The following is a 21,534-nucleotide window of genomic DNA, read 5'->3' as shown; positions in this document are numbered from 1 at the left end:
GTTCGTGAGTTCATCAAGAAGAAGTATGAAGGTGCCGTTGTTCCGGCATTCTGATTAGAGCCCGGGGGTACCGGGCATGATCTCAAATGCAGGCAACAAAAAGGCCGGGCAGCTTTCGCTGCCCGGCCTTTTGCATTCAATACTGTCTGTACTCAGCGCTTTCTGTACTCAGTACTTGGCGCTGGTGATCAATCACCGCTCCAGTTAGCTGTTGGGTCTGGTGTCATCCGCAGGTAGGATTTCACCGCCTTATAGCCTTTCGGGAAGCGCTTCTTGATTTCGTCTTCATCTTGCAGTGACGGCACAATAACCACGTCTCCGCCACGTTCCCAGTTGCCCGGGGTGGCGACTTTGTGGTCGTCGGTCAGCTGCAGGGAATCAATCACCCGAAGCACTTCGTTGAAGTTACGGCCGGTGCTGGCTGGGTAAGTGATGATCAGGCGAACTTTTTTGTTCGGATCAATCACAAACAGCGAGCGCACAGTCAGTGTGCTGTCGGCGTTGGGGTGGATCATGTCGTACAGTTCAGCAACCTTGCCGTCATGGTCGGCAATGATCGGGAAGTTCACTGCGCAGCCCTGGGTTTCGTTGATGTCTTTGATCCACTCGTGGTGGGAATCAACAGGATCAACGCTCAGTGCGATGGCTTTAACATTGCGCTCAGCAAACTGATCTTTAAGCTTTGCAGTCAGGCCAAGTTCCGTTGTGCATACTGGAGTGAAGTCTGCAGGGTGAGAGAACAGCACCCCCCAGCCATTACCCAGCCATTCGTGGAACGAAATTTTGCCTTCACTGGAATCTTGTTCGAAATCCGGTGCGGTATCCCCTAAACGTAAACTCATATTCGCTCTCCTTTGATGCGACTTCTCTTGACGCCGTTTGAAGTTCCGGCAGGCTGGCTGCCAGATCTATTTGTTGAGTGTATACGAGAATCATTGGTGCCGGATGATGGGATTGCAAGGGCTAGTTGACTCACCTCATCCGGCATTGGCCTGTTGACCATCGGTTAAAGCGGTTGCCGTATCACAGCCCGACAGCCTTTTCCCGTTCAAAATGCTCTTTAGTTAGCTTGAATACCACTGGGCTGAGGAAGATAAGAGCAATAAGGTTGGGCAGTGCCATCATGGCGTTCAGCGTGTCGGCCACCAGCCAGATGAGGCCTAGATTTACCGTTGCGCCAAGAGGAATAGCGAGAACCCAAGCCACGCGGTAAGGCGTTATGGCTTTCACACCGAACAGAAACTCGACGCAGCGTTCACCGTAGAATGACCAGCCAAGCAAGGTGGTGAAAGCAAACACCGCCAGAGCAACGGCTACTACATAATCACCCACCCCGGGCAGGGCCTTCGAAAACGCCATGGAGGTTAGTGCCGCGCCAGATTCTCCGGATGTCCAGACACCAGAGGTAATGATAACCAAACCCGTGATGGTGCAAATAATGATGGTGTCGATAAAGGTGCCCAGCATGGCCACCAGACCCTGATTGATCGGGTTCTTGGTTTGCGCGGCGGCATGGGCTATAGGTGCAGAGCCCAGGCCGGCCTCGTTGGAAAAGACACCTCGGGCGACACCAAACCGGATGGCAGCCCACACGGCCGCACCGGCAAAGCCACCTTCGGCGGCGATGGGGCTGAACGCATGCTCAAAAATCAGACCAAAAGCAGCAGGAATGTCAGCAACGTTCAGTGCCAGCACGACCAGGCCTGCTATCAGATACGACACGGCCATGAGAGGAACCAGAGCACTGGCTACCTGACCGATGCGGCGAATACCGCCAATGAGCACCATGCCTACCAGTACCATCAGAATAACGCCTGAGATCCAGTGTGGCAGGCCAAATGTGGTTTCCATAACATCTGCAACCGAGTTGGCCTGCACTGTGTTGCCAATGCCAAACCCTGCGATGGCGGCAAAAATAGCAAACAGCACACCCAGCCAAGCCCATTTTTTACCAAGCCCGTTACGAATGTAATACATGGGCCCGCCGACATGAGAGCCGCGCTCATCTACTTCACGAAAGCGCACAGCGAGTACCGCTTCGGAGTACTTGGTGGCCATGCCTACCAGCGCAGTTAACCACATCCAGAACAACGCGCCTGGGCCACCGAGGAAAACAGCGGTCGCGACACCGGCGATGTTACCTGTTCCGACTGTTGCTGCGAGCGCTGTCATTAACGCTTGGAATGGCGGAATTTCACCATCGGATTCTGCACCGGTTGCTTTGCGGCCACCCCACATCAGGCGTAGGCCGGCCCCAAGCTTGAGTATTGGCATGAGCTTTAAGCCGAGGCTGAGAAACAGACCGACACCCAGAATCAGCACCAGCATGGGTGGGCCCCAGACCAGTCCGTTGATTTGACCTATAATGTTTTCAATGGCTTCCATGGGATTCCCCTGTTTTTGCCATAGTTTGATGTTGTGGTTATACCCGTAAGGGTTGTAACTGACTGAGTTTAGTTGGATATGGCAAGGTGTAAACTGCCAAGCTCGGAAAATTGGAGGATTTAGAGCCTATTGCCTATGTTTACAGTGTAGGGCTTCGGTTGGTATCTGCCACCGGACTATCCAAAAAGGGAAGGGCTATCCATGAGCGCGCTTAGAGTTTCTGATGTCATGTCCAATCATATCGCGCCCGTTCGTTGCGGAACGCCGCTTACGGAAGTGGTGAAGGCGCTGCTGGAGAATCACATCTCCGGGCTACCAGTGGTTGATGCAAATCGGCATTTGCTGGGTTTTGTGTCTGAACAAGACTGCATTCATGCATTGCTGGTGAGCAGTTACCACTGTGAGGGCGATCCGATTGTAGACGATGTTATGTTCCGTGAGCCTTTGACTATTTCACCTGGGACGGCGATTGTAGATCTCGCCCAGATGCTCGGCGCGGGAAAACCAAAAGTGTATCCCGTCGTGGAGAACGGAAAACTCATCGGTATCGTCACACGCACCGCTGTGCTGGTAGAGCTGGCCCGTGCTGGGTGTGGTGTTGAGTTTTCGAAACGCTCAGGCGCCGACGACTAATTATCGTGCTCTTAAGCCGTATTCTTCAACCGTACACTCTCAATCCGTATGCTGCAGAGGACATTATGGAACTGCTATCCACCAACGTCAGTTTTGACGGGGAACACCGCCGATATCGCCACACATCTGCCACGCTTGAGTGCACCATGGAATTTGCCGTGTATCTACCGCCGGCTGCCGTGGGGCCAAGCCCGCAAAAAGTGCCGGCGCTTTGGTGGTTATCCGGGTTGACCTGCAATGATCAGAATTTCATGCAAAAGGCCGGTGCTCAGAAACAGGCGGCCCAGTTGGGTATGGCGATTATCTGCCCGGACACCAGCCCTCGCGGTGTTAACCTGCCTGGCGAAGACGACAGCTACGATTTCGCAAGTGGCGCCGGCTTTTATATCAATGCCACGCAACAGCCTTGGGCGCCGCACTATCGCATGTACGATTACGTGGTGAAGGAGCTTCCGCAACTGGTTGAAAGCGAGCTGCCGCTAACCGACAAGCGCGGTATTAGTGGGCACTCCATGGGTGGCCATGGTGCTCTGGTGTGCGCACTCCGTAATCCGGGCCGTTATGCCTCGGTGTCGGCTTTTGCGCCTATTGCCCACCCCACCAAATGCCCCTGGGGAGAGAAGGCATTCAAGGGGTACCTCGGTACTGACCGGGCGAGCTGGGAAGAGTGGGACGCCACGTTACTGATCCCGGGCGCGAGTGAGCGATTGCCACTGTTGATTGACCAGGGTACGGCAGATGATTTTCTGGATAGTCAGCTTAATCCAGAAGCTTTAGTGGAGGCGTGTGATGAACACGGCCACCCCATCGATCTGCGTATGCGAGAGGGCTACGATCACAGCTATTTCTTCATCGCTTCATTTATTGATGATCACCTGAATCACCATGCCAAGGCCTTGGGCTTAAGCTAAGCGATTCACCAAATCCGGGGCTGACCCGATCAGTTCGGAAAGCCCCAGATTTGGCTGAAATTCATGGATGGCATGATGTCTGGTTCTTCTACCGCCAATATATTGAAGCCGGGCATGTTGGTATCACGTTCTTGGCAGGTGTCATCTCTGTTGCCTGAAGAATCGAATACAACCTGCACAAAGGGCCCGCGAGCTCGCACTGGCCTACCCGTAATTACGCCAATTTCGTTGTTTTCCAGCCGCACCAGGGTTCCAGGCGGGTATTCGCCTAGAACTTGGAGCAGGGCTTTGGGAAGCGCTGGCCGGAAGGTGCCGTCTGCCAGGTTGGCTATCAGTTTGCGTGCCGCTGTTGCGTTCATCCGCTTACGGTAAGCGCGTTTTGTGATCATGGCGACGTAGCGTTCTGCCAGCGCAAGAATTTCTGCTTCGGGACGGATGTCTGCGCCGCTCAGCCCCTCTGGATAACCGCTGCCGTCTGCCTGTTCGTGATGTTGCGCAATGATGGTAAACAACAGGCTGTTATCAATGCCCACTGCCTTCAAAGCACGAATGCTTCGCTGCGGATGCTTGCGAATCACGTTTCTTTGCTCACTGCTCAGGATTTTGTTGAAGGCGTTCAACTTGTCGGCAATCGGCACCAAGGCAAGATTTGCGCTCAGGGCGGCTTCTGTAAGTATCGGGATGCGCTGTTCATCAAGCCCGAATTGCCGGGCGATGAGCTGGCAGAGTATGGCGTAAAAAATAATCTGTTCGTGGATGGTCGGGCCAACGGAGTACAGGTGTATTAGCGCCAAACTGGAATCGGGTGAGTGTATACAAGCCTGCTCCACATCGTGTGCCAGATCCTGTATCTGCTTTCGGGATTCTGGTTCGCCGCTGGCGATTGCAGCCAACGCTTTTTCAAGGGCGCGGAGATAATCGGGGTAACGTGCAAACGGGTTGCATTCGGCTTCATTATCGGATGCCGCGCTGTCTTCCTGGGGCGCTTCAATCATTCGTGGTTTGAAAAGGCCACGTTCAAATAGCTGTTCGAGCTGTGAATCGGTCTGTATCACATAGCCCTGGCACAGCAGTACGTTGCCGTCGGCGTCATACACGTCCCATGGCAGTGGGTGGCCTATGATTAATGCGCCAGGGGCTATTCGAACGAGTTCACTCAAAATCCCTTTGAATCCTTTAAAGTATGTATAGTTTGAGCACAGTTATGGCTGGTTATGACCATAGTAAAGGTAAATGATTTGTCAGAGCTACCCATCCGAAGAGTAAGAAGAGTAAATTCACCGAAAATCTACGTTATTGATGACATTTTGCGGTCATTTTGTTAAGAAACGTAGAAAATGACCATTATTATGCTATCTGACTTATGCTGGAGAGGCGTGTTCGTTTTCGCCGGGTAATGAAATGACAAGTATGTTGAACCGTCTTAGGACAGACTTTCGATTATCGATTATTACTTTGCTGGGCGCGTGTGCGTTTCTTGGCATTACGCCGTTTGCCGTCATGCGCTTCCTTCAAGGTAATCTAATCGCCGGCATTGTCGATGTGCTTATTTTGATCTGTATTGCCAGCGGCATGTTTTACGCCTGGATAACCGGTGACACTCAGCGTAGCGGCTTCGTTTTGGCTTTCGTTATATGTTGCGGTGCGATTGCTGCCGGAGTTGCTGGTAAAGCAGGGTTTTTTTGGCTGTACCCTTGTTTGATGGCATCGTTTTTTCTTGTTCGCTCTCGCGGTGCCGTGTTGGTGAATTTGGTTGCAATTGCCTCCGCAATGATAATTCAGAACGACGGCTTTCAGTCTTCGGTTCATATGTGGTCTTTTTTTGCCACCACCGTCATGACCAGTGTCTGTGCTTACGTGTTTGCGTTCCGCAACGATCATCACCGTGAAAAATTGGAGCTTTTAGCTACCATTGACCCTTTGACGGGGGTGAAAAATCGTCGCTCGATGGATGCGGGACTGAACTTGGCTTTAGCTGATGCGGTGCGCACAGGTAGATCCTATGCGGTGGTCATGATGGACATTGATCATTTTAAAAAAATAAATGATGAGTACGGGCATAGTGTTGGTGATGAGGTGTTGCTTAGTTTGGTTGCGTTAATTCAGCAACGGATACGTAAGACGGATCAGCTTTTCCGTTATGGCGGAGAAGAATTTGTTCTTTTGTTGTCCGGGGTTGATGGCAATAGCCTAAGACTGACAGTGAATAATTTTCAGCAGATTCTGCGCAAGAATTTGAGGTGCCGTGGTGTCGCGATAACCGCGTCGTTTGGAGCGGCACTGCTCAGGCGTGACGAAAGCGTAGAGAACTGGGTGGCGCGAGCGGATGCGGCAATGTATGAGGCCAAGGAAACCGGCCGTGACCGGATCGTATTTTCAGAGAATATGCCAGCGGCTGACACAGGCTTGCCTGTTGGTAGCGCCGAGCTAACCAATTAACGGTCCGCAGATTTTCGGGCGATAACGAAACAGCCTCCAACCCAGCAACACACTGGCCGACGCCAAGCCTCCTGTAAGCCCCACCCAGAAACCTGCTGCGCCCATGGCAGGCGCAATCAAATCGGTAAATGCCAAGGTATAGCCCAACGGTAACCCCACACCCCAGAACGAAAACAACATAATCAACATGGGGATACCAGTATCTTTATAGCCTCGCAGGGCGCTGATGCAGGCAACCTGAATCACATCCGCCACCTGAAAAATGGCGGCGAACATCAATAGCCGCACAGTAACCGCCTGAACGTTCGCGTCGCTGGTATAGAGCGCAGCAATACCCTGTGAGAACACAAACAGGAGAGCGGCGAAAACCAGAGCCGTAGCCGCAGCCAAAATCAGCGAGCTTCGGGCAATTAACCGAGCCGTGTCCGGTGCCCTGGCACCGATAAGAAAGCTGATCCGTAACGTAAGTGCCATACCGATACTTAACGGCAGCATGAACAGCAGTGACACCACATTCAGGGCTATCTGGTGACCGCCCACCACCACCGGCCCCAGTGGCGCAAGAAACAGCGCAATCACCGAGAACATGCTGGCTTCCACAAAGATGGTGAACCCAATGGGTATGCCTACACTCAGGATGTAGCGAATCAGAGGAATGTTGGGTTTTGTCCAGCTGCCAATCAGGTGAAACTGCTTGTAGAGCTTGCTTCGGTTCAGGTAGATCAGCAGAGCGATAGCCGCAAAGCCGTTGGAAATAGACGTCGCCCAGCCGCAGCCAATGCCGCCCATGGCCGGCAGCCCAAGCTTGCCGTAGATGAAAATATAGTTGAGCGGCAAGTTAATCAGTGTGCTCAGCACCGAGAACGCCATAATCACTCGGGTGTGTCCCAAGCCGTCGGTTAGTCCACGAAGTGCGGTCATCAGCAATAGGGCGGGAATGCCCCAGGCAAAAGCGTTCAGGTAGCCTTGGGTAATGCGCGCCGTGTTTGCTTCCAGGTTCAACCCTTCCAGAATCAGATGCACGTTGGTAAGCAACAAAATCATGATGATTGCGCCAGCCCCGGCGATGTATAACCCCTGCCAGGTGGCTGGCATGATCTTTTCTGGCGTGCGGGCACCGTTGTACCCCGAAATAATCGGCTGCAATGCCCCAAGCATCCCCATAAAAAACAGGAACAATGGCATCCAGAGGCTGCTGCCGATGCCCACACCTGCAAGGTCTTCCGCGCTGGCATGGCCCGCCATAACAGTATCGATAACGCCGTTGGCCATTTGGGCTATCTGGGCAATCAGAATCGGCCCACCGAGTATTGCCAGGGTCTTCCATTCGATCAGCGTGCGCGAAACGAGAGGCTTGCGGACTTCCGGAAGTGGCTGGTGGGCTTCGTCCATAGTGTGCTATCCGAGGGGCTGGCGCTGATGATTTATTTGGGGGCTGAGCATGCTACCGGGTTGCAATAGTGTATGTCATAGGGAATTGCCACTCAGGGACACTGAAACCAACCTAAAAAACCGCTAAAGTACACGTCCTAATTCATACAGATGGCAGTCACTATGGGATTACTGGTTTTCGTAACCATACTCTGGGCTTTTTCTTTCAGCTTGATTGGAGAGTTTCTCGCCGGCCAGGTAGACAGCGATTTTGCGGTACTTAGCCGCGTGTTACTGGCGACACTGATCTTTCTGCCATTTACCCGTTGGCGCGGCGTACCTGGTGGGCTCCGGCTGGGTGTTCTGGTCACGGGTATGCTGCAGTTCGGTATTACTTATCTGTGCCTTTACCGCTCGTTCAGTTATTTGACAGTTCCGGAAGTGCTGCTGTTCACCATATTCACGCCACTTTACGTCACCTTGATTGACGATGCCCTATTCCGTCGCTTTTCCCCGGTTGCACTGGTGGCCGCCGCGATAGCTACGCTCGGCGCTGGCATCATTCGTTATGACGGCCTGAGTGAGGATTTTATTACCGGCTTCTTGTTGCTGCAGATTGCAAACTTCACCTTTGCTGCAGGCCAGGTTGGTTATAAACACGTTATGCGGCGCTATCCGGTGGATATCCCCGCGTATCGCACATTTGGCTACTTCTTTATCGGTGCGTTGATTATCGCGTTGCCGTCTTTCATGATATTCGGCAATGCAGATCGCCTGCCTACTACGGCGATGCAATGGGGTATTTTAACCTGGTTGGGGTTGGCCGCCTCCGGGCTTGGTCTGTTCCTTTGGAATCGCGGCGCCTGCAAAGTGGATGCAGGCACACTCGCCATTATGAACAACGTTTTGGTGCCAGCTGGGTTGCTGGTAAACCTGCTGATCTGGAGCCGGGACGCCGATCTGTTGCGGCTTGCCATAGGCGGCGCCGTTTTAGCCCTGTCACTGTGGGTGAACGCACGCCTTCATCCCCGTGCTCGGCTGGTCGGAGCGGCATAGATAAAACCTGTTACTTATTTATACGTTTGATGAATATCAATAGTAGATAGGGGCCTATATTGTGGGGCAACGGTTATACCCCTTTGTCCACAATGAGTAACGGATAACGATATGCGAAAGAATCTACCCGTAACCCAGCGTGAAGTTAAAATGCGCAAGGGCGGTAGGCTGATTACGACCACTGACCTAAAGGGTGTGATCACCTACTGCAATGACGAATTCGCAGAGATAAGTGGCTTCCCAGAAGACGAATTGGTTGGCCAAGCCCACAACATCATTCGCCACCCAGATATGCCTCAGGCGGTATTCAGAGACATGTGGCAATACCTTCGTGCGGGCAAAGCTTGGATGGGGGTGATTAAAAACCGGGCAAAAAGTGGTGATCATTACTGGGTGAGTGCTTACGTCACTCCTATCCGAGAAAACGGGCAGATGGTGGGTTATGAGTCCGTTCGGGTCGAGCCAACCCGGGACGACGTGGCCCGGGCTGAGAAGCTCTATGCGCGCCTTGCAGTTGAAAAAACGGGCCTGAGTGCCCGTAACCGCCTCGCGCCGGTGATGACCTCCGGGTGGCCTCTAGTCTTGTCACTGGTTCTAAGCTTGGTAGCGCTTGGTTTTGAGAAACACTGGGTGGCTGCAGGGCTGATCGTAATCGGCCACCTGTTGGGTGGCGCGCTCTTGCTGAAATCATTAACGGGTAGGCTGAAGCGCCTTCTGGAACTTCGTCCGGGTGCTTTTCACGACCCGGTCATCGCTCGCACATACAGTGATGAGTCGGGGCTTTTCTCGCAACTGACATTGTTGTTGGTCAGTGAGGATGCGCGGATTCGCACCGCGCTTGCCCGTATAGATGATCAGGCAGAGTTGCTCTATGAGCAGGCCCGGGCTTCCTACGACTATATCAGTGGTGGTGCAGAAGCCATTGGCCGACAGCGTGCTGGAACCGACCAGACAGCCTCGGCCATCACCGAAATGACGGCATCCATTCAAGAAGTGACAGCGGCTATGCTGGGCAATGCCCGGGAAGCCGAGGAGGCCGACCGCCTTGCGGTTATTGGCAGTGAGCGTAGCTCGGAGGCCTTGGTTGCAATTGAACAGCTGGTTACACGTGTGAATGGAATTGGCCAAGCTATAAGCAAGCTGGGTGAGTCCACTAAGAGCATTGGCGAGGCGGCCAGTCTGATCTCCGAGATTGCAGAGCAGACTAACCTGCTGGCTCTGAATGCGGCCATTGAAGCGGCCCGTGCGGGTGAGCAGGGCCGTGGGTTTGCCGTCGTTGCCGACGAGGTACGTTCGTTAGCCAGCCGTACCCGGGAATCAACTGTGCGCATTCAGGATGTCATTGACGACTTTCGTGTGCAGGTGGATTCGGCCGTTCAGGCCACGCGAGACGGGGAGACAGTTGCGGGTCAAGGGCTGGAAAAAGTGCGCGAGGCCGAGAGCTCCCTGCGGGATATTGTTACGTCCATCAAAGCGATTTCTGACAGTTTCATCAGTATGTCGGCCGCGTTTGAGGAACAAAATCAAGTATCCGAGGAAATTAACCACCAGATTATCAATATCGCTGAGCTGGCGGACCACAGCGAAGTGCAAGCTTCTTCTGCTAAGCAGAGCAGTGATAGCTTGAGTGCTATGTCCCGTGGGCTGAACGATCTGGTTTCTCGCTTTCTCAGAAAAAGCGATTGAGTGTTGCTTGCCGGGAACCCGGCGCCAGTTTGTTGTCGGCGCTGGCATCCCCAGGCCAGTGCTGGCAGAATCTCCTCCCAATTGCCTTGGGAATACCCGTGGCTTCAACTTTTTCGATTCCTTAGCCACAAGCACAGGAACAAGACATGACTCAGTCAAATTCGGCCTCGGGTAACGACTCCGGGGCGTCTCGCGGCCTATGGTCTTCCCGCTTTGCTTTTATACTTGCCGCAACCGGCTCTGCCGTTGGCCTTGGCAATATGTGGAAGTTTCCTTATATCACAGGTGAAAACGGGGGCGGTGCCTTCGTTCTGGTTTACCTGCTGTGTATTGCTGTTATTGGTGTTCCCATCATGATGGCAGAGATATACATAGGCCGTAGTGGCCGCCATAACCCTATTGGCAGTATGCGCCTGGTTGCAGAGCGTAATCTCAGCTCCCCGGCATGGCGCATTTCAGCGGTTATCGGGATGATTGCCGCCTTTGCGATTCTGTCCTTCTACTCTGTTATCGGTGGCTGGGCAGCTTCGTATATTGGCCATGCGGCGACGGGTGATTTTGCTGGCGGCACTGCAGACTCCATCGGCAATCTGTTCAGTGAGCTTCTGGCAAGCCCGAAACAGCTGCTAGCCTGGCATACGCTGTTTATGGCGTTGGTTATTCTTGTGGTCTCTCAGGGCCTGAAAGGTGGCCTGGAGCGTGCAGTTACTATCTTGATGCCCGCACTGTTCGTGCTGCTGCTGATCGTGGTTGGTTACGCCACCACCACGGGCCACTTTGGTGAAGCGGTTAGTTTCCTGTTTACGCCTAACTTTAAGGCATTAACGATCAATGGTGTGCTGATTGCTCTGGGCCACGCGTTCTTCACCCTCAGTTTGGGTATGGCCATTATGATGGCCTATGGCTCTTACCTTGGGCGCGACATACCCGTTGGGCGTACGGCCGTTAGCATAGCGCTGATGGATACCGTTGTGGCGTTGCTTGCCGGCCTTGCGATTTTCCCCGTGGTGTTCGCCAATGGTCTTGAAGCGGGTTCGGGCCCTGGCCTGATCTTTCAGACGCTGCCGCTGGCGTTTGGCAACATGCCCATGGGTGGCCTGTTTGGTACCTTGTTCTTTGTATTGTTGCTGTTTGCTGCCTGGACATCCGGCATCTCCCTGCTTGAGCCGGTGGTTGAGTGGGTAGAAGAAAACAGCAATATGGAGCGCGCGGGCAGCGCCATTGTTGTCGGCGTGTTGTGCTGGCTCCTGGGTATTGCTTCTATTTTGTCGTTGAACGTATGGGCCGATTTCGCGCCGCTTGATATGTTCGCTCGCTTTGAAGGCAAAACCATTTTTGATCTACTCGACTTCTTCACGGCCAACATCCTGCTGCCACTGTCGGGCTTGCTAACGGCGATCTTTGTGGGCTGGTTTGTTGCCAAAGAATCCCTGAAAGCAGATCTTAAGATGAGCGATGGCTCATTTGCCTTGTGGTTGAACTGGCTGCGTTTTGGCACGCCGGTGGCAGTTGTGATCGTATTTGTTTACAACCTGCTAGCGTAATAGCATCGGAAAACAGAAAACCCGGAAGGCAGCGATGCGTTCCGGGTTTTTTTGTGCCTTGAGACGTCAGTTTCCGTTGTTATCCGTGATGGTTTTCAACGCCTTTACATGGGGCCTAACGGCTTCAATGTCGGCGGGAGGCGCTTCGTTGGCCATCTGTGTAACACCAAGAGCCGCTTCCATCATCGATCGCATTTGGGCTTTTTGCTGCTCACTCATGTTCGGATTGTTCTCGAGCTCAGCCATCGCGCTTTTCATTTCCTGATTGAGCTCGGGGCTTTGGTCTGCCATTTCAATGGCCATCCAAGCACTGTAAATACGGTCGCCGGTGGCGGCCCATTCGTCCAGATTGTTGAAGCCATTGTCTTGCACCAGGTCTTCCAGACGATCGTAGGCGTCCTCGCCTTTTAGCCTCTCAACGGAAGAGGAAAAAATCTTCGAAAGATCAATGCTTTCTATGTTTTCCTTGTTGTTCAGGTCCTCAAGCTCTGACTCCAGGGCTTGAGCTTTTTCCAGAGTCGTAATGAAGGAGCGGATTGTGTTATCCGTTAGCTTCTCCCCGTGGGCACTAAATGATACTAGAGACAGCATGAGTGCCAGAACGACCGTCATCTGGCGGTAGTGCAGGATAGTCTGTTGGGAACTAAGAAAGTTCATACGGATCTCCTTTCTTGTGGCAGGTTTCAGGTTCCATCCATTTGGAAGCCTATTTAGCGTAGGCTCAAACTGAACAAACTGCCAAGCGCCCGTGCATCTGTTATGAATTGCCCGGTGTGACAGATTTGTGAAGTTTTCACGTTAGACTGCATGAAGAATGTCAGCCTAACGAACTGGTTGCGCAGCACAGACAAATGGGTCGGAGCACCATGACACGAACGGTACTGATCATTGAAGACAATCCGGGAATCGGCGAGTTGGTGAGCATGCAGGTCAAGGATTTGGATATGGCGCCGGTTCTCGTGGCGCGAGGGGATGACGGCCTTGAGCGGTTTCGCCAAGGCGGCATTGATTTGGTTGTTCTTGATCTGATGTTGCCGGGGCTGGATGGCCTATCGGTGTGCAGGGAAATTCGTGGGGTCCCGGGGTATGTGCCGGTACTTATATTGACCGCTAAAAGCACGGAGCTGGACAGGGTACTTGGTCTGGAAATGGGCGCGGACGACTACTTGATAAAACCCTTCAGCGTGGCGGAGCTGGCTGCGCGCATCAAAGCCTTGTTTCGGCGAGTGGATGCGCTCTCTTCAAGCACCCCTGAACAAGCGGAAGCTGAAGAAGTGGAAGTAGACGGGCTCAAAATAGACCCTGTGCGGCGCCGCGTGTTTGTACATGGCACTGAAGCGGAGCTCACGGCGCGTGAGTTCGATCTGCTCTGGCATTTTGCTTGTCACCGCGGGCGTGTATTTAGCCGGGCTCAGTTGTTGGATGCTGTCTGGGGGTACAACCACGAAGGCTACGAACACACGGTGAATACCCACATCAACCGCTTGCGAAACAAGATCGAAACCAACGCTGCTGAACCCCGTTACGTGCAAACGGTCTGGGGTGTCGGTTATCGGTTTCTGGACTGAGCTATTATGACCCGCCCTCTGTTTCAAACCCTGTATGCGCGCCTAGCCTTGGGCCTGTTCTTGTTGTTAGTAGTTGTTGGTGGACTATTTACTGCTCTGAGTCTTTACTCAGTACGCGAGTACAGCGCGGCGGTGAATCAGGCGCTTAACCGTGATTTGGCCAGCCATTTGGTGTCCGACCGCAACCTGGTTGCCGATGGCAAAATTAACCGTAGCGAGCTGAAGCGCCTGTTCGATCTTTATATGAACATCAACCCCAGCATCGAAATCTACTTGCTGGATCAGGACGGCCGCATTCTTTCCTATTCCGCCGATCCCGCCAAGATTAAGCGCAAACATGTGTCACTTGCACCTATTCACAGGTTGTTGAATAACCCGAGCGCCTACCCTATACAGGGTGATGACCCGCGTAGCCATGATCGGCACAAGGTGTTCTCGGTCACTCCGGTACCCAGCGAAGAACAGCCCACTGGGTACCTGTATGTGGTACTGAGGGGCGAGGAGTATGATTTTGCGGAAAGCATGGTACACAGCGATCGCTTGTTACGAATGGGCGGAGGAGCGTTGGCAATCAGCCTCATTGTGGGGCTGCTGGCTGGCCTTGTGTTTTTCCGGTTACTGACAAGACGCCTGTCACGGTTGACTGCTCGTGTGGAAGCTTTTGAAGCAGGTGAAGAAGATACGCCCGACAAGAACGTGGCAAACAAAACCGGTGTTCCCGGGGACGATTTGGATTATCTGGCCGCCCGGTTTGATCAAATGGCGGCGCGTATTGCCGGCCAACTGGAGTTGCTCAAAGATAAGGATCATCAGCGTCGCCAGCTGGTAGCCCAAGTGTCACACGATTTGCGTACACCACTGGCGTCTATTCAAGGTTATCTGGAAACGCTGGGCATGAAGCAGCAGGAGCTCAACCCGGCCGAGCGCCGACGCTTTCTGAATGTGGCGCTCGCTGAAACCCTTCGCTTGAGCAAACTGGTTGATGAACTGTTTGAGCTGGCCGCATTGGATGCCCGCGAACGTCAGCCCTTGGCAGAACCGTTTATGCCAGCGGAATTGCTGCATGACATTGTGCAAAAGCACAGGCCGAAGGCAGAACAGGTGGGGGTTGCGCTGAGAATAATCGATGCTCAGCCGGTTATGGCGCTGGCAGATATTGCGATGACCGAACGAGTTCTGGATAACCTTATCGGCAACGCCGTAGATCATTCAACGAAGGGTGCAGAGGTAAAGCTGAGCGTGGCAACGGACAGTGGCGGCGTTGAAATTTGTGTTTTGGATTCAGGTGCAGGCATTGCTCCGAAAGATATAGATCATGTGTTCGACCCGTTTTATCAGGCGCCTGGGGCGAGTCGTAACGGGCATGCTGGCCTGGGTCTTGCCATTGCCCGTCGAATGGCGGAATTGCAGCACGGTTGCGTCTCCGTAGAAAGCCATCCTGGGGCAGGTGCAAAGTTCCGTTTCTGGTTACCGTTGGCTAATTCAGAGACAAAAGAATCCACAGCGTTATAGATTCGTAAGAATTAAGGAACGTTTTGGTGAAACCACAGGGATAGGATGGCAACTGAGCATTTCTTTCAACGGTACTCGCAACACTGCTCTCAGGAGAGTTGTTATGAATCGAAATATACTGGCAATGATCACCGCGCTGCTTATAGCGGCCACCGGAGCCTTCTACGCCACAGTTGCTACGGCTGAAAAAAGTACAGCCAATAAGTATGCGCCTCCAGATCCCGGCCTTGAGGTTGCAACCTTTGCGGGCGGCTGCTTCTGGTGTGTGGAATCCGGTTACGAGAAGATCCCCGGCGTGGTTGAGGCCGTTTCTGGCTACGCGGGCGGAGACGAACCCAACCCAACATATCAGCAGGTTTCTTCAGGCCGCACCGGCCACACAGAAGCTGTGCAGGTTTACTATGATCCGAGCAAAATCACTTATGAAGGCTTGCTCCAAGGCCTTTGGCGCATGATGAACCCCACGGATAACAAGGGTCAGTTTGTTGACCGCGGCAAACAGTATCGCCCGGCGATCTTCTATCAGAACCCTGAACAGAAGCGCTTGGCGGAAGCCGCTAAAAAGGAACTGCAGACTTCAGGCATTTATGACAACCCTGTGGTGATCGAGATCACCCCTCTGAAAACCTTTTATCCAGCCGAGGAATATCACCAGGATTACTATAAAAAGAATCCGGTGCGCTATAAGTTTTACACCTTCAATTCAGGCCGCTATCAGTTCATCGAGGATGTGTATGGTGATGACTATGAGCTGGACTTCAGCCAGTACAAGCCTGATGACAAGGCTGCTGGCAGTGCTGACGAGGGTGCTGATGTAAGCAGCTCTGGTGTCAATAAAGGGTTTGATCCGGAGGCGTTTGTTAAACCAGGCGCTGAAACTCTGAAGCAGCGCCTTACCAGCATTCAGTATGAAGTCACGCAGAACGATGGCACCGAGCGGGCATTCAGCAACCCATACTGGGATAACAAACGCGCTGGGATCTACGTGGATATTGTGTCGGGTGAGCCGTTGTTTTCATCCCGCGACAAGTACAAATCGGGCACTGGCTGGCCGAGCTTTACCCGCCCACTAAGCAAGGACATGGTGGTGGAAAAAGAAGACAACGGGTTCTTTATGAAGCGCACAGAGATTCGCAGCCGCTTTGCGGATTCGCACGTAGGGCATGTATTCAACGATGGCCCAGCGCCAGCTGGCCTGCGCTATTGCATGAATTCTGCTGCCATGAAATTTATCCCTCTGGAGCAGATGGCGGATGCGGGCTACGGCGACTGGGTTGATGCAGTGCAGGCATCACAATAGGGCATCAAAGCCACAGTTCGCCAATAGGTGTTTGCGGGCTGAAGTGATGACAGATCTGTGCCTGCAGTAGTTCTGCAGTGGCAATGGCATCAATGAGCGCGTTATGGGCAGCATAGTGAGGCAGCCCATAACGCGTTCTGCTGTCTGCCAGGCGGATGGATACCGATTGCTTACCCATGATGCGCTGCACGAAAGATGGCTGCCGATCTGGGTGTAGGTGTGCCTCAATGGCCATGGTGTCGATAACCGGGAAGCGGATACCTTCATTCAGACGCGCCTGCAGCGCCACATCAAGGAACGGCCGTTCGATATTCCGGAAATGAACCACCGGAATTCGGCCGTTCAGGCTTGCGAAAACTTCCTCGAGTATATCCGACAGATCTGGCGCTTCGTTGATGTCGCTGTGGGTGATGCCGTGAAAGGTCACCGACGTTTGGTGCAAGGGGAGCCTTGGGCGAACCACCCAGTGCTTTGCCTGGCTAAGGGCAACGGCATCCAATGTAAAGGGCACCAGCCCGATACTAACAATTGAGTGTGCTTCTGCTTCTAAGCCAGTGGTCTCAAAATCCAGAGCCACCATGGAAATTTCAGATATCGGCGTTTCTGGAGAGGCGCATCCGGCTTCATAGAAGGCTTTCAGTATGGGTGCTTGGGCACTGCTTGCCAGGGCTTGGTACTGTTCTGGCCACGGCAGGCTTTTGACCGCATCGGGCGCGGATGGGGTCTCAGACATGCCGGGTCACCTGTGTGTTGTAGCGGAATCTAAGAAACTTCTGGGCATTGCTCACAACCTGGAAGGCGTCTTTGAGATGGCTGCGCTCAAATGGTGACAGATCTTCTGGCCGCACGTTGTTATCTGGTTCCTCACCCGCCTCGAGCGACAGAGCTTGGTGGCGGATACGGACAATAGAGATGAATTCAAGCGCGTCTCTCAGGTTGCCTAGATCGTCTTCGAGGATTAGTTTGGTTTTGCCGATACTCTTGAGACGCTCGAAGGAGTTCTGAGCCCGGGAACCGCAAGCCAGAGCGTGAATTCGGATAAGGTCAGACAGCGGCGCTGTGCCCCGGCGCTTCAAGTTGAAGGTTTTTTGATGTTTGCCGTCTTCTTCGAGCACAAAGGTGCGGAAAAAACCGAGGGGGGGCGTCCGGTTGAGGGCGTTGCGCGCCATCATGGTCAGAAAGCGCTGGCTGTTGCTGGCTTTGTCTGCGACTAAGGCTTTGAGTTCTTCTGCAAACTCCGTGCGGCCATAAATACCATCCAAGTCAAAGAAGATATTGCTGTTTAGCAGGGCTTCTGCCTTTGGGTTGTCAATCCAATCGGTAAAGTAGCTCCGCCATACTTTCAAAGGTTGGCGCCACTTCGGATTGGTCGCCATGATATCCCCGGTACAGTATGTGTAGCCGCACTCTGCCAGGCCGTCAGACACAAACTTCGCCAGCGCTAAAAAGTACGCATCGTGCTCTTCCGGTATAAAGCTGTCGTCCAGAATCATGGCGTTGTCTTGGTCTGTTACGACCAGTTGCTCGTCCCGCGCCATTGAGCCCAGGGCCATGAAACAGTAAGGCACGGGTGGCGGGCCCAGATTTTCCTCTCCCAACTCCAGCAGCCGCTGGGTAAAGCTGCGGCCAATTCCGGCCATAGCACTGCCGATCATGTGTGAGTTGGCATCTTCGTTGACCATGCGCACAAAACTGTCACGGACATCCCGGCTGATCTTTTTCAGGCCTTTTACATGCTGCTGATGGTAGATGTTGCTCACTAAGTACAGGCTGCTTTGGCTTTCATACTTCACAATATCCGCAAGCGCGACCACGCCCCGAACTTCATGGCCATCTATCACCGGAAGATGGTGCACGTTGTTGTGCAGCATGGTGAGCATGGCTTCAAAAATATAGCTGCTGGCACGTATGGTGATCAGCCCTTCGGACATGATTTCGCTAACGGGTGTTTCAGAGGGCAGTGCTTCGGTCACAGCTCGAGTGCGCAGGTCACGGTCGGTGATAATGCCTGCAAGGTGTGCACTGTCGCCTTCTCCATCGATCAGCAGCAGAGCGGATACGCCATTATCCGTCATAATGCGAGCGGCTTCTTGCAGTCGCACGGTTGTCGGCGCAGAAACCGTTTTCCGGGAAATTAGCCGAGTAACGCGAGAGGTCATCAGCTCGTTGGACTTTTCCCGACGTGAGAGCGCTGAGCGCAAACGGCTGCGGTCTTCTATTTCCACAAAATCCGCAAAGTTCTCATCGTTTTCAAACAGGTAATGAAACGTGTCAGCCGGCACACGATAAAGCAGGCTGTCTTCCAGTGCGCGGGCAGGAAACCGCACTTGCCGCTGCATCAGTAAGCCAAACTGGCCGAAAATTTCGCCCTCGCCTATCCGATTGTAGAGCTCGCCGGAGCGACGGAAAATTTCCACAGCACCGCTGCGCAAATAATACATATGGGAGCTGGGCTGCCCTGTTTCCAATATCTCGGTTCCCGCCCGCACATAGCTAATTTCAATGCTGGCAGTGATCTGATTCACCAGCTCCTCCGGCATATCTTTAAACGGCGAATGCTGGACAAGGTGGTTTCGGATATCGATCAGTTCAGCCTGCATGCTGTCTCCCGGATGAAATAAATAGCGCTTTGGCAAAACTATAGCAGAAACCGCCGGTTGGGCGGCCAAGGCTACGCCGAAAGGCTATGCTTAATCTGTTGAACGGTTTACTTGGTATTTGCTAAGTGTTTATCCCTAGAGCGCAAACCTAAGCCGGCACAACTTGATGCCGATCAAGTGGGAGAGGGCTGGCCTAGCTATGGTTAGCCTACTACTCATTCAGAGTTGTTCTACTTTAGCGATTGATATCCCGGAGTGTTCCTTATGAAGCAACAACACAAATTGTGCATCGCCATTGCCCTGATAAGTGGCAGCCTTGCCGCCACATCGGCTTCCGCAAAAACCGTTGAAGTACCTGACTTAGACATAGACACCTACGGCTGGGTGAACATGGCGGTGATGTACGGCGATACCGGCCGTGGCTCCGAAACCTACATTGTGGACAACAAGTACGCCTCCAGCCGTTTTGGCGCAAAAATCAGCAAAGAAGTGGAAGATCTTGGCTTGCGAGTGGGTACCCATGTGGAGTTTGAGTATCAACATAACGATTCAAGCAAGGTTACCCCGAGCAATCGTTCAATAAACGGTGACCTGGAAGAGCGCCATATCAACGTGTTTGTCGCTGGTGATTTTGGCCAGGTGTCTGTTGGGCAGGGTTCTGGTGCCGCAGACGGCAACACCGAGATCGACATCTCCGGAACCAAGGTGGCGGCTTTCTCCAACCTCGGATTAATGGGCGGCGCTCTGCCATTTGTAGCCAAAAACGGTGACCCCAGCAAAGACGTAAAGCTAATTCAGGCCCTGCATAATCAGGACTTTGAGCAGCGTTACGACCGTGTACGCTACGACAGCCCCAAGTTTGGCCCGATGACTGTGTCTGTAAGCCAGGGCTATAAGAGCAAAATGGGTGGCGGCAGTGACGACGTAACCGAACTGGCCGCGAAAGTCACCTTACCCTTGGCTGGCAAGCTGGTCGCCGGTGTTGGCTATTCACGCAAAGATGTGGGCGGTGCGGTTGATAAGGTGGACGTATATGGGGGTTCAGCTTCCTGGTTGCACACCAGCGGTTTTAACCTAACCGGTGTTTACTCAAACCAAGATGGCAGTAACAAGGGCGCCTCGCAGTTTTACATGGTTAAAACCGGCTACAAAACCGGTAAGCACTCAGTCGCGATTCATCACGCCATGGGTGACGACCGGGCCGAATACTCACCAGCTGCTATAACCGACAGCGAAGTGAAAGCCTACGGCGTGAGCTACGTGTACGCCCCAGCAAAGTGGCTGGATATGTATGCCTCGTTCAACAACTACCAGTTGAGTGCGAAAGAGCGCAGCTACGATGATGTTAACATTGCAATGACTGGCGCCCGCGTTAAGTTCTGATTTTTGCGTTGGCCATGGCTGCCGGTTAGCATGATGTTTGGCTTTCAGAGAAACAACCAAACATCATGCATACCCTCGTTCTTGGCGGCATCCGCTCCGGTAAAACCGCGCTTGCAGAGCGCCTGGCTTCCGACACAAATAACTCAGTGGTGTACCTCGCTACCGCAACGGCGGGCGATGATGAGATGTGTGCCCGCATTCAGCGCCATCAGCAACAGCGCCCATCTGCCTGGGGTTTGGCGGAAGAACCCCTTGCTCTGGCCACGGTGCTTGCTGCCCATGCACAAGCCCAGAATGCGCCCTGCCTTTTAGTGGACTGCATGAGTTTGTGGCTGAGTAACTTGTTGCACGCGGGTGAGGAAACCTTTGCCCGGGAGCGGGAGGCGTTTTTAGAACAGGTGAGCCGTTATCCCGGCGAACTGGTAATTGTCAGCAATGAAGTGGGGCTGGGTACGATTGGGATGGACCCGCTCACCCGCCGGTTTGCGGATGAACTGGGCTGGCTGAACCAGTCACTGGCCGCGCTGAGCGACAAGGTAGTGATGAGTGTTGCCGGGTTGCCTATGGTGTTAAAGCCGTGAACGCTCCGTGGGCGACAAGGCTTTGAAACCGTCCGTGCTCTGAGGCGTCTACTTGAATTCTGCTGCGGCAGGCGTAGGGAGTGCTCAGGCTAGAGAACGAATGCTGCAGTGGGATGTTCATGGTGTTTGCGATAATCATCCTTATCACGCCGCCGTGACAAACGATTAGCACGTTCTTGCCCGCAAACTTTTGTTGCCAGTGCTGCCAGCTCTCAATAACACGCTGGTTGAAGTCTGCCGCTGGCTCACCGCTTGGTGGCGTGTAGGCCACTGGGTCTGCCCAGAATTGGTTGAGCCTTTCGCCATCGCTGGCCATTACTTCATCCGCAGTGCGCCCTTCCCATTCCCCAAAGTTGATCTCCCGAAGGCGTTCATCTTTGTGCAAGGGGATGTCGTAGCGATCTGCCAGCTCTTGAGCAAAGTGCACGCAGCGCAGCATGGGCGAGGTGACAATCGCATCCCAAGTGTCGATCTCGGTAATCGCATCGCGCATTTGCTGCCAGCCGGCCTCGCTCAGCGGGTCGTCTTTGCTACCACGGTACATGGGCCCGCCTTCGGGCTCGCC

General features: G+C 53.5%; 19 protein-coding genes. 11 read left to right on the top strand and 8 right to left on the bottom strand.

Features of this window, described 5'->3' with window-relative positions; genetic code table 11:
* Window positions 1-188 precede the first annotated feature (188 nt).
* A complete protein-coding gene (locus tag ACTH3S_RS12785; RefSeq protein ID WP_441809396.1) occupies window positions 189-842 on the bottom strand; it encodes a peroxiredoxin in 654 nt (217 codons plus the stop codon).
* Window positions 843-1,023: 181 nt separating this feature from the next.
* The gene (locus ACTH3S_RS12780; RefSeq protein ID WP_441809395.1) at window positions 1,024-2,385 is read right to left on the bottom strand and encodes an alanine/glycine:cation symporter family protein; all 1,362 of its coding nucleotides are present in this window, start codon (window positions 2,383-2,385) and stop codon (window positions 1,024-1,026) included.
* A 201-nt stretch (window positions 2,386-2,586) separates the two neighbouring features.
* On the opposite strand from ACTH3S_RS12780, the gene ACTH3S_RS12775 reads away from it, so the two are divergent.
* Complete coding sequence (locus ACTH3S_RS12775; protein WP_441809394.1) at window positions 2,587-3,018, top strand: CBS domain-containing protein; 432 nt, start codon at window positions 2,587-2,589, stop codon at window positions 3,016-3,018.
* 65 nt (window positions 3,019-3,083) lie between these two features.
* Entirely contained in the window at window positions 3,084-3,929 is an 846-nt protein-coding gene (gene fghA / locus ACTH3S_RS12770; protein ID WP_441809393.1) for an S-formylglutathione hydrolase, read from the top strand.
* Window positions 3,930-3,958: 29 nt separating this feature from the next.
* Here the strand turns inward: fghA and ACTH3S_RS12765 are convergent, their stop codons facing one another.
* The gene (locus tag ACTH3S_RS12765) at window positions 3,959-5,089 is read right to left on the bottom strand and encodes an HD-GYP domain-containing protein (RefSeq protein WP_441809392.1); all 1,131 of its coding nucleotides are present in this window, start codon (window positions 5,087-5,089) and stop codon (window positions 3,959-3,961) included.
* Window positions 5,090-5,330: 241 nt separating this feature from the next.
* Here ACTH3S_RS12765 and ACTH3S_RS12760 point away from each other — a divergent pair, with 241 nt between their 5' ends.
* Window positions 5,331-6,368, top strand: a complete 1,038-nt coding sequence (locus ACTH3S_RS12760) for a GGDEF domain-containing protein (RefSeq protein ID WP_441809391.1) — start codon at window positions 5,331-5,333, stop codon at window positions 6,366-6,368.
* Here the strand turns inward: ACTH3S_RS12760 and ACTH3S_RS12755 are convergent.
* On the bottom strand, window positions 6,357-7,760 hold the full coding sequence (locus ACTH3S_RS12755; protein ID WP_441809390.1) for an MATE family efflux transporter: 1,404 nt from the start codon (window positions 7,758-7,760) through the stop codon (window positions 6,357-6,359). The two genes, ACTH3S_RS12760 and ACTH3S_RS12755, sit on opposite strands and share 12 nt — an antisense overlap.
* A gap of 162 nt (window positions 7,761-7,922) precedes the next feature.
* On the opposite strand from ACTH3S_RS12755, the gene ACTH3S_RS12750 reads away from it, so the two are divergent.
* The 3 genes from ACTH3S_RS12750 to ACTH3S_RS12740 all read left to right on the top strand — a co-directional run bounded on the left by ACTH3S_RS12750 (window position 7,923) and on the right by ACTH3S_RS12740 (window position 12,025).
* Entirely contained in the window at window positions 7,923-8,795 is an 873-nt protein-coding gene (locus tag ACTH3S_RS12750) for a carboxylate/amino acid/amine transporter (RefSeq protein WP_441809389.1), read from the top strand.
* Window positions 8,796-8,906: 111 nt separating this feature from the next.
* On the top strand, window positions 8,907-10,481 hold the full coding sequence (locus tag ACTH3S_RS12745) for a methyl-accepting chemotaxis protein (RefSeq protein ID WP_441809388.1): 1,575 nt from the start codon (window positions 8,907-8,909) through the stop codon (window positions 10,479-10,481).
* 146 nt (window positions 10,482-10,627) lie between these two features.
* The gene (locus tag ACTH3S_RS12740; protein WP_441809387.1) at window positions 10,628-12,025 is read left to right on the top strand and encodes a sodium-dependent transporter; all 1,398 of its coding nucleotides are present in this window, start codon (window positions 10,628-10,630) and stop codon (window positions 12,023-12,025) included.
* A gap of 66 nt (window positions 12,026-12,091) precedes the next feature.
* On the opposite strand, the gene ACTH3S_RS12735 is transcribed toward ACTH3S_RS12740, so the two are convergent.
* Window positions 12,092-12,682 carry a hypothetical protein gene (locus ACTH3S_RS12735; RefSeq protein WP_441809386.1) on the bottom strand — a complete coding sequence of 197 codons (591 nt, stop codon included), beginning with the start codon at window positions 12,680-12,682 and terminating at the stop codon, window positions 12,092-12,094.
* 209 nt (window positions 12,683-12,891) lie between these two features.
* Between ACTH3S_RS12735 and ACTH3S_RS12730 the strand changes: the two genes are divergently transcribed.
* The 3 genes from ACTH3S_RS12730 to msrB all read left to right on the top strand — a co-directional run bounded on the left by ACTH3S_RS12730 (window position 12,892) and on the right by msrB (window position 16,405).
* On the top strand, window positions 12,892-13,593 hold the full coding sequence (locus ACTH3S_RS12730) for a response regulator transcription factor (protein WP_441809385.1): 702 nt from the start codon (window positions 12,892-12,894) through the stop codon (window positions 13,591-13,593).
* 6 nt (window positions 13,594-13,599) lie between these two features.
* Window positions 13,600-15,105: a sensor histidine kinase gene (locus ACTH3S_RS12725; RefSeq protein WP_441809384.1), complete on the top strand. Its 1,506-nt coding sequence runs from the start codon at window positions 13,600-13,602 to the stop codon at window positions 15,103-15,105.
* A gap of 103 nt (window positions 15,106-15,208) precedes the next feature.
* Complete coding sequence (gene msrB / locus ACTH3S_RS12720; RefSeq protein ID WP_441809383.1) at window positions 15,209-16,405, top strand: peptide-methionine (R)-S-oxide reductase MsrB; 1,197 nt, start codon at window positions 15,209-15,211, stop codon at window positions 16,403-16,405.
* Between the two features lie 4 nt (window positions 16,406-16,409).
* On the opposite strand, the gene ACTH3S_RS12715 is transcribed toward msrB, so the two are convergent.
* Window positions 16,410-17,138 carry a 3'-5' exonuclease gene (locus ACTH3S_RS12715; protein ID WP_441809382.1) on the bottom strand — a complete coding sequence of 243 codons (729 nt, stop codon included), beginning with the start codon at window positions 17,136-17,138 and terminating at the stop codon, window positions 16,410-16,412.
* On the bottom strand, window positions 17,131-19,005 hold the full coding sequence (locus ACTH3S_RS12710; RefSeq protein ID WP_441809381.1) for a putative nucleotidyltransferase substrate binding domain-containing protein: 1,875 nt from the start codon (window positions 19,003-19,005) through the stop codon (window positions 17,131-17,133). The genes ACTH3S_RS12715 and ACTH3S_RS12710 overlap by 8 nt, the downstream gene beginning before the upstream one ends.
* 264 nt (window positions 19,006-19,269) lie before the next feature.
* On the opposite strand from ACTH3S_RS12710, the gene ACTH3S_RS12705 reads away from it, so the two are divergent.
* Together ACTH3S_RS12705 and cobU are read left to right on the top strand one after the other, a co-directional pair.
* Window positions 19,270-20,388 carry a porin gene (locus tag ACTH3S_RS12705; protein WP_441809380.1) on the top strand — a complete coding sequence of 373 codons (1,119 nt, stop codon included), beginning with the start codon at window positions 19,270-19,272 and terminating at the stop codon, window positions 20,386-20,388.
* A 65-nt stretch (window positions 20,389-20,453) separates the two neighbouring features.
* Window positions 20,454-20,969, top strand: coding sequence for a bifunctional adenosylcobinamide kinase/adenosylcobinamide-phosphate guanylyltransferase (gene cobU / locus ACTH3S_RS12700; RefSeq protein ID WP_441809379.1), 516 nt, complete (start codon window positions 20,454-20,456; stop codon window positions 20,967-20,969).
* Here cobU and ACTH3S_RS12695 read toward each other — a convergent pair.
* Window positions 20,950-21,534: histidine phosphatase family protein (locus ACTH3S_RS12695; protein WP_441809378.1), on the bottom strand; the 585-nt coding region annotated here is incomplete at its 5' end. The two genes, cobU and ACTH3S_RS12695, sit on opposite strands and share 20 nt — an antisense overlap.

It is taken from the genome of Marinobacter sp., assembly GCF_052094685.1.
Classification (GTDB): Bacteria; Pseudomonadota; Gammaproteobacteria; order Pseudomonadales; family Oleiphilaceae; genus Marinobacter.
This window is presented reverse-complemented; position numbering and strand designations above follow the sequence as displayed.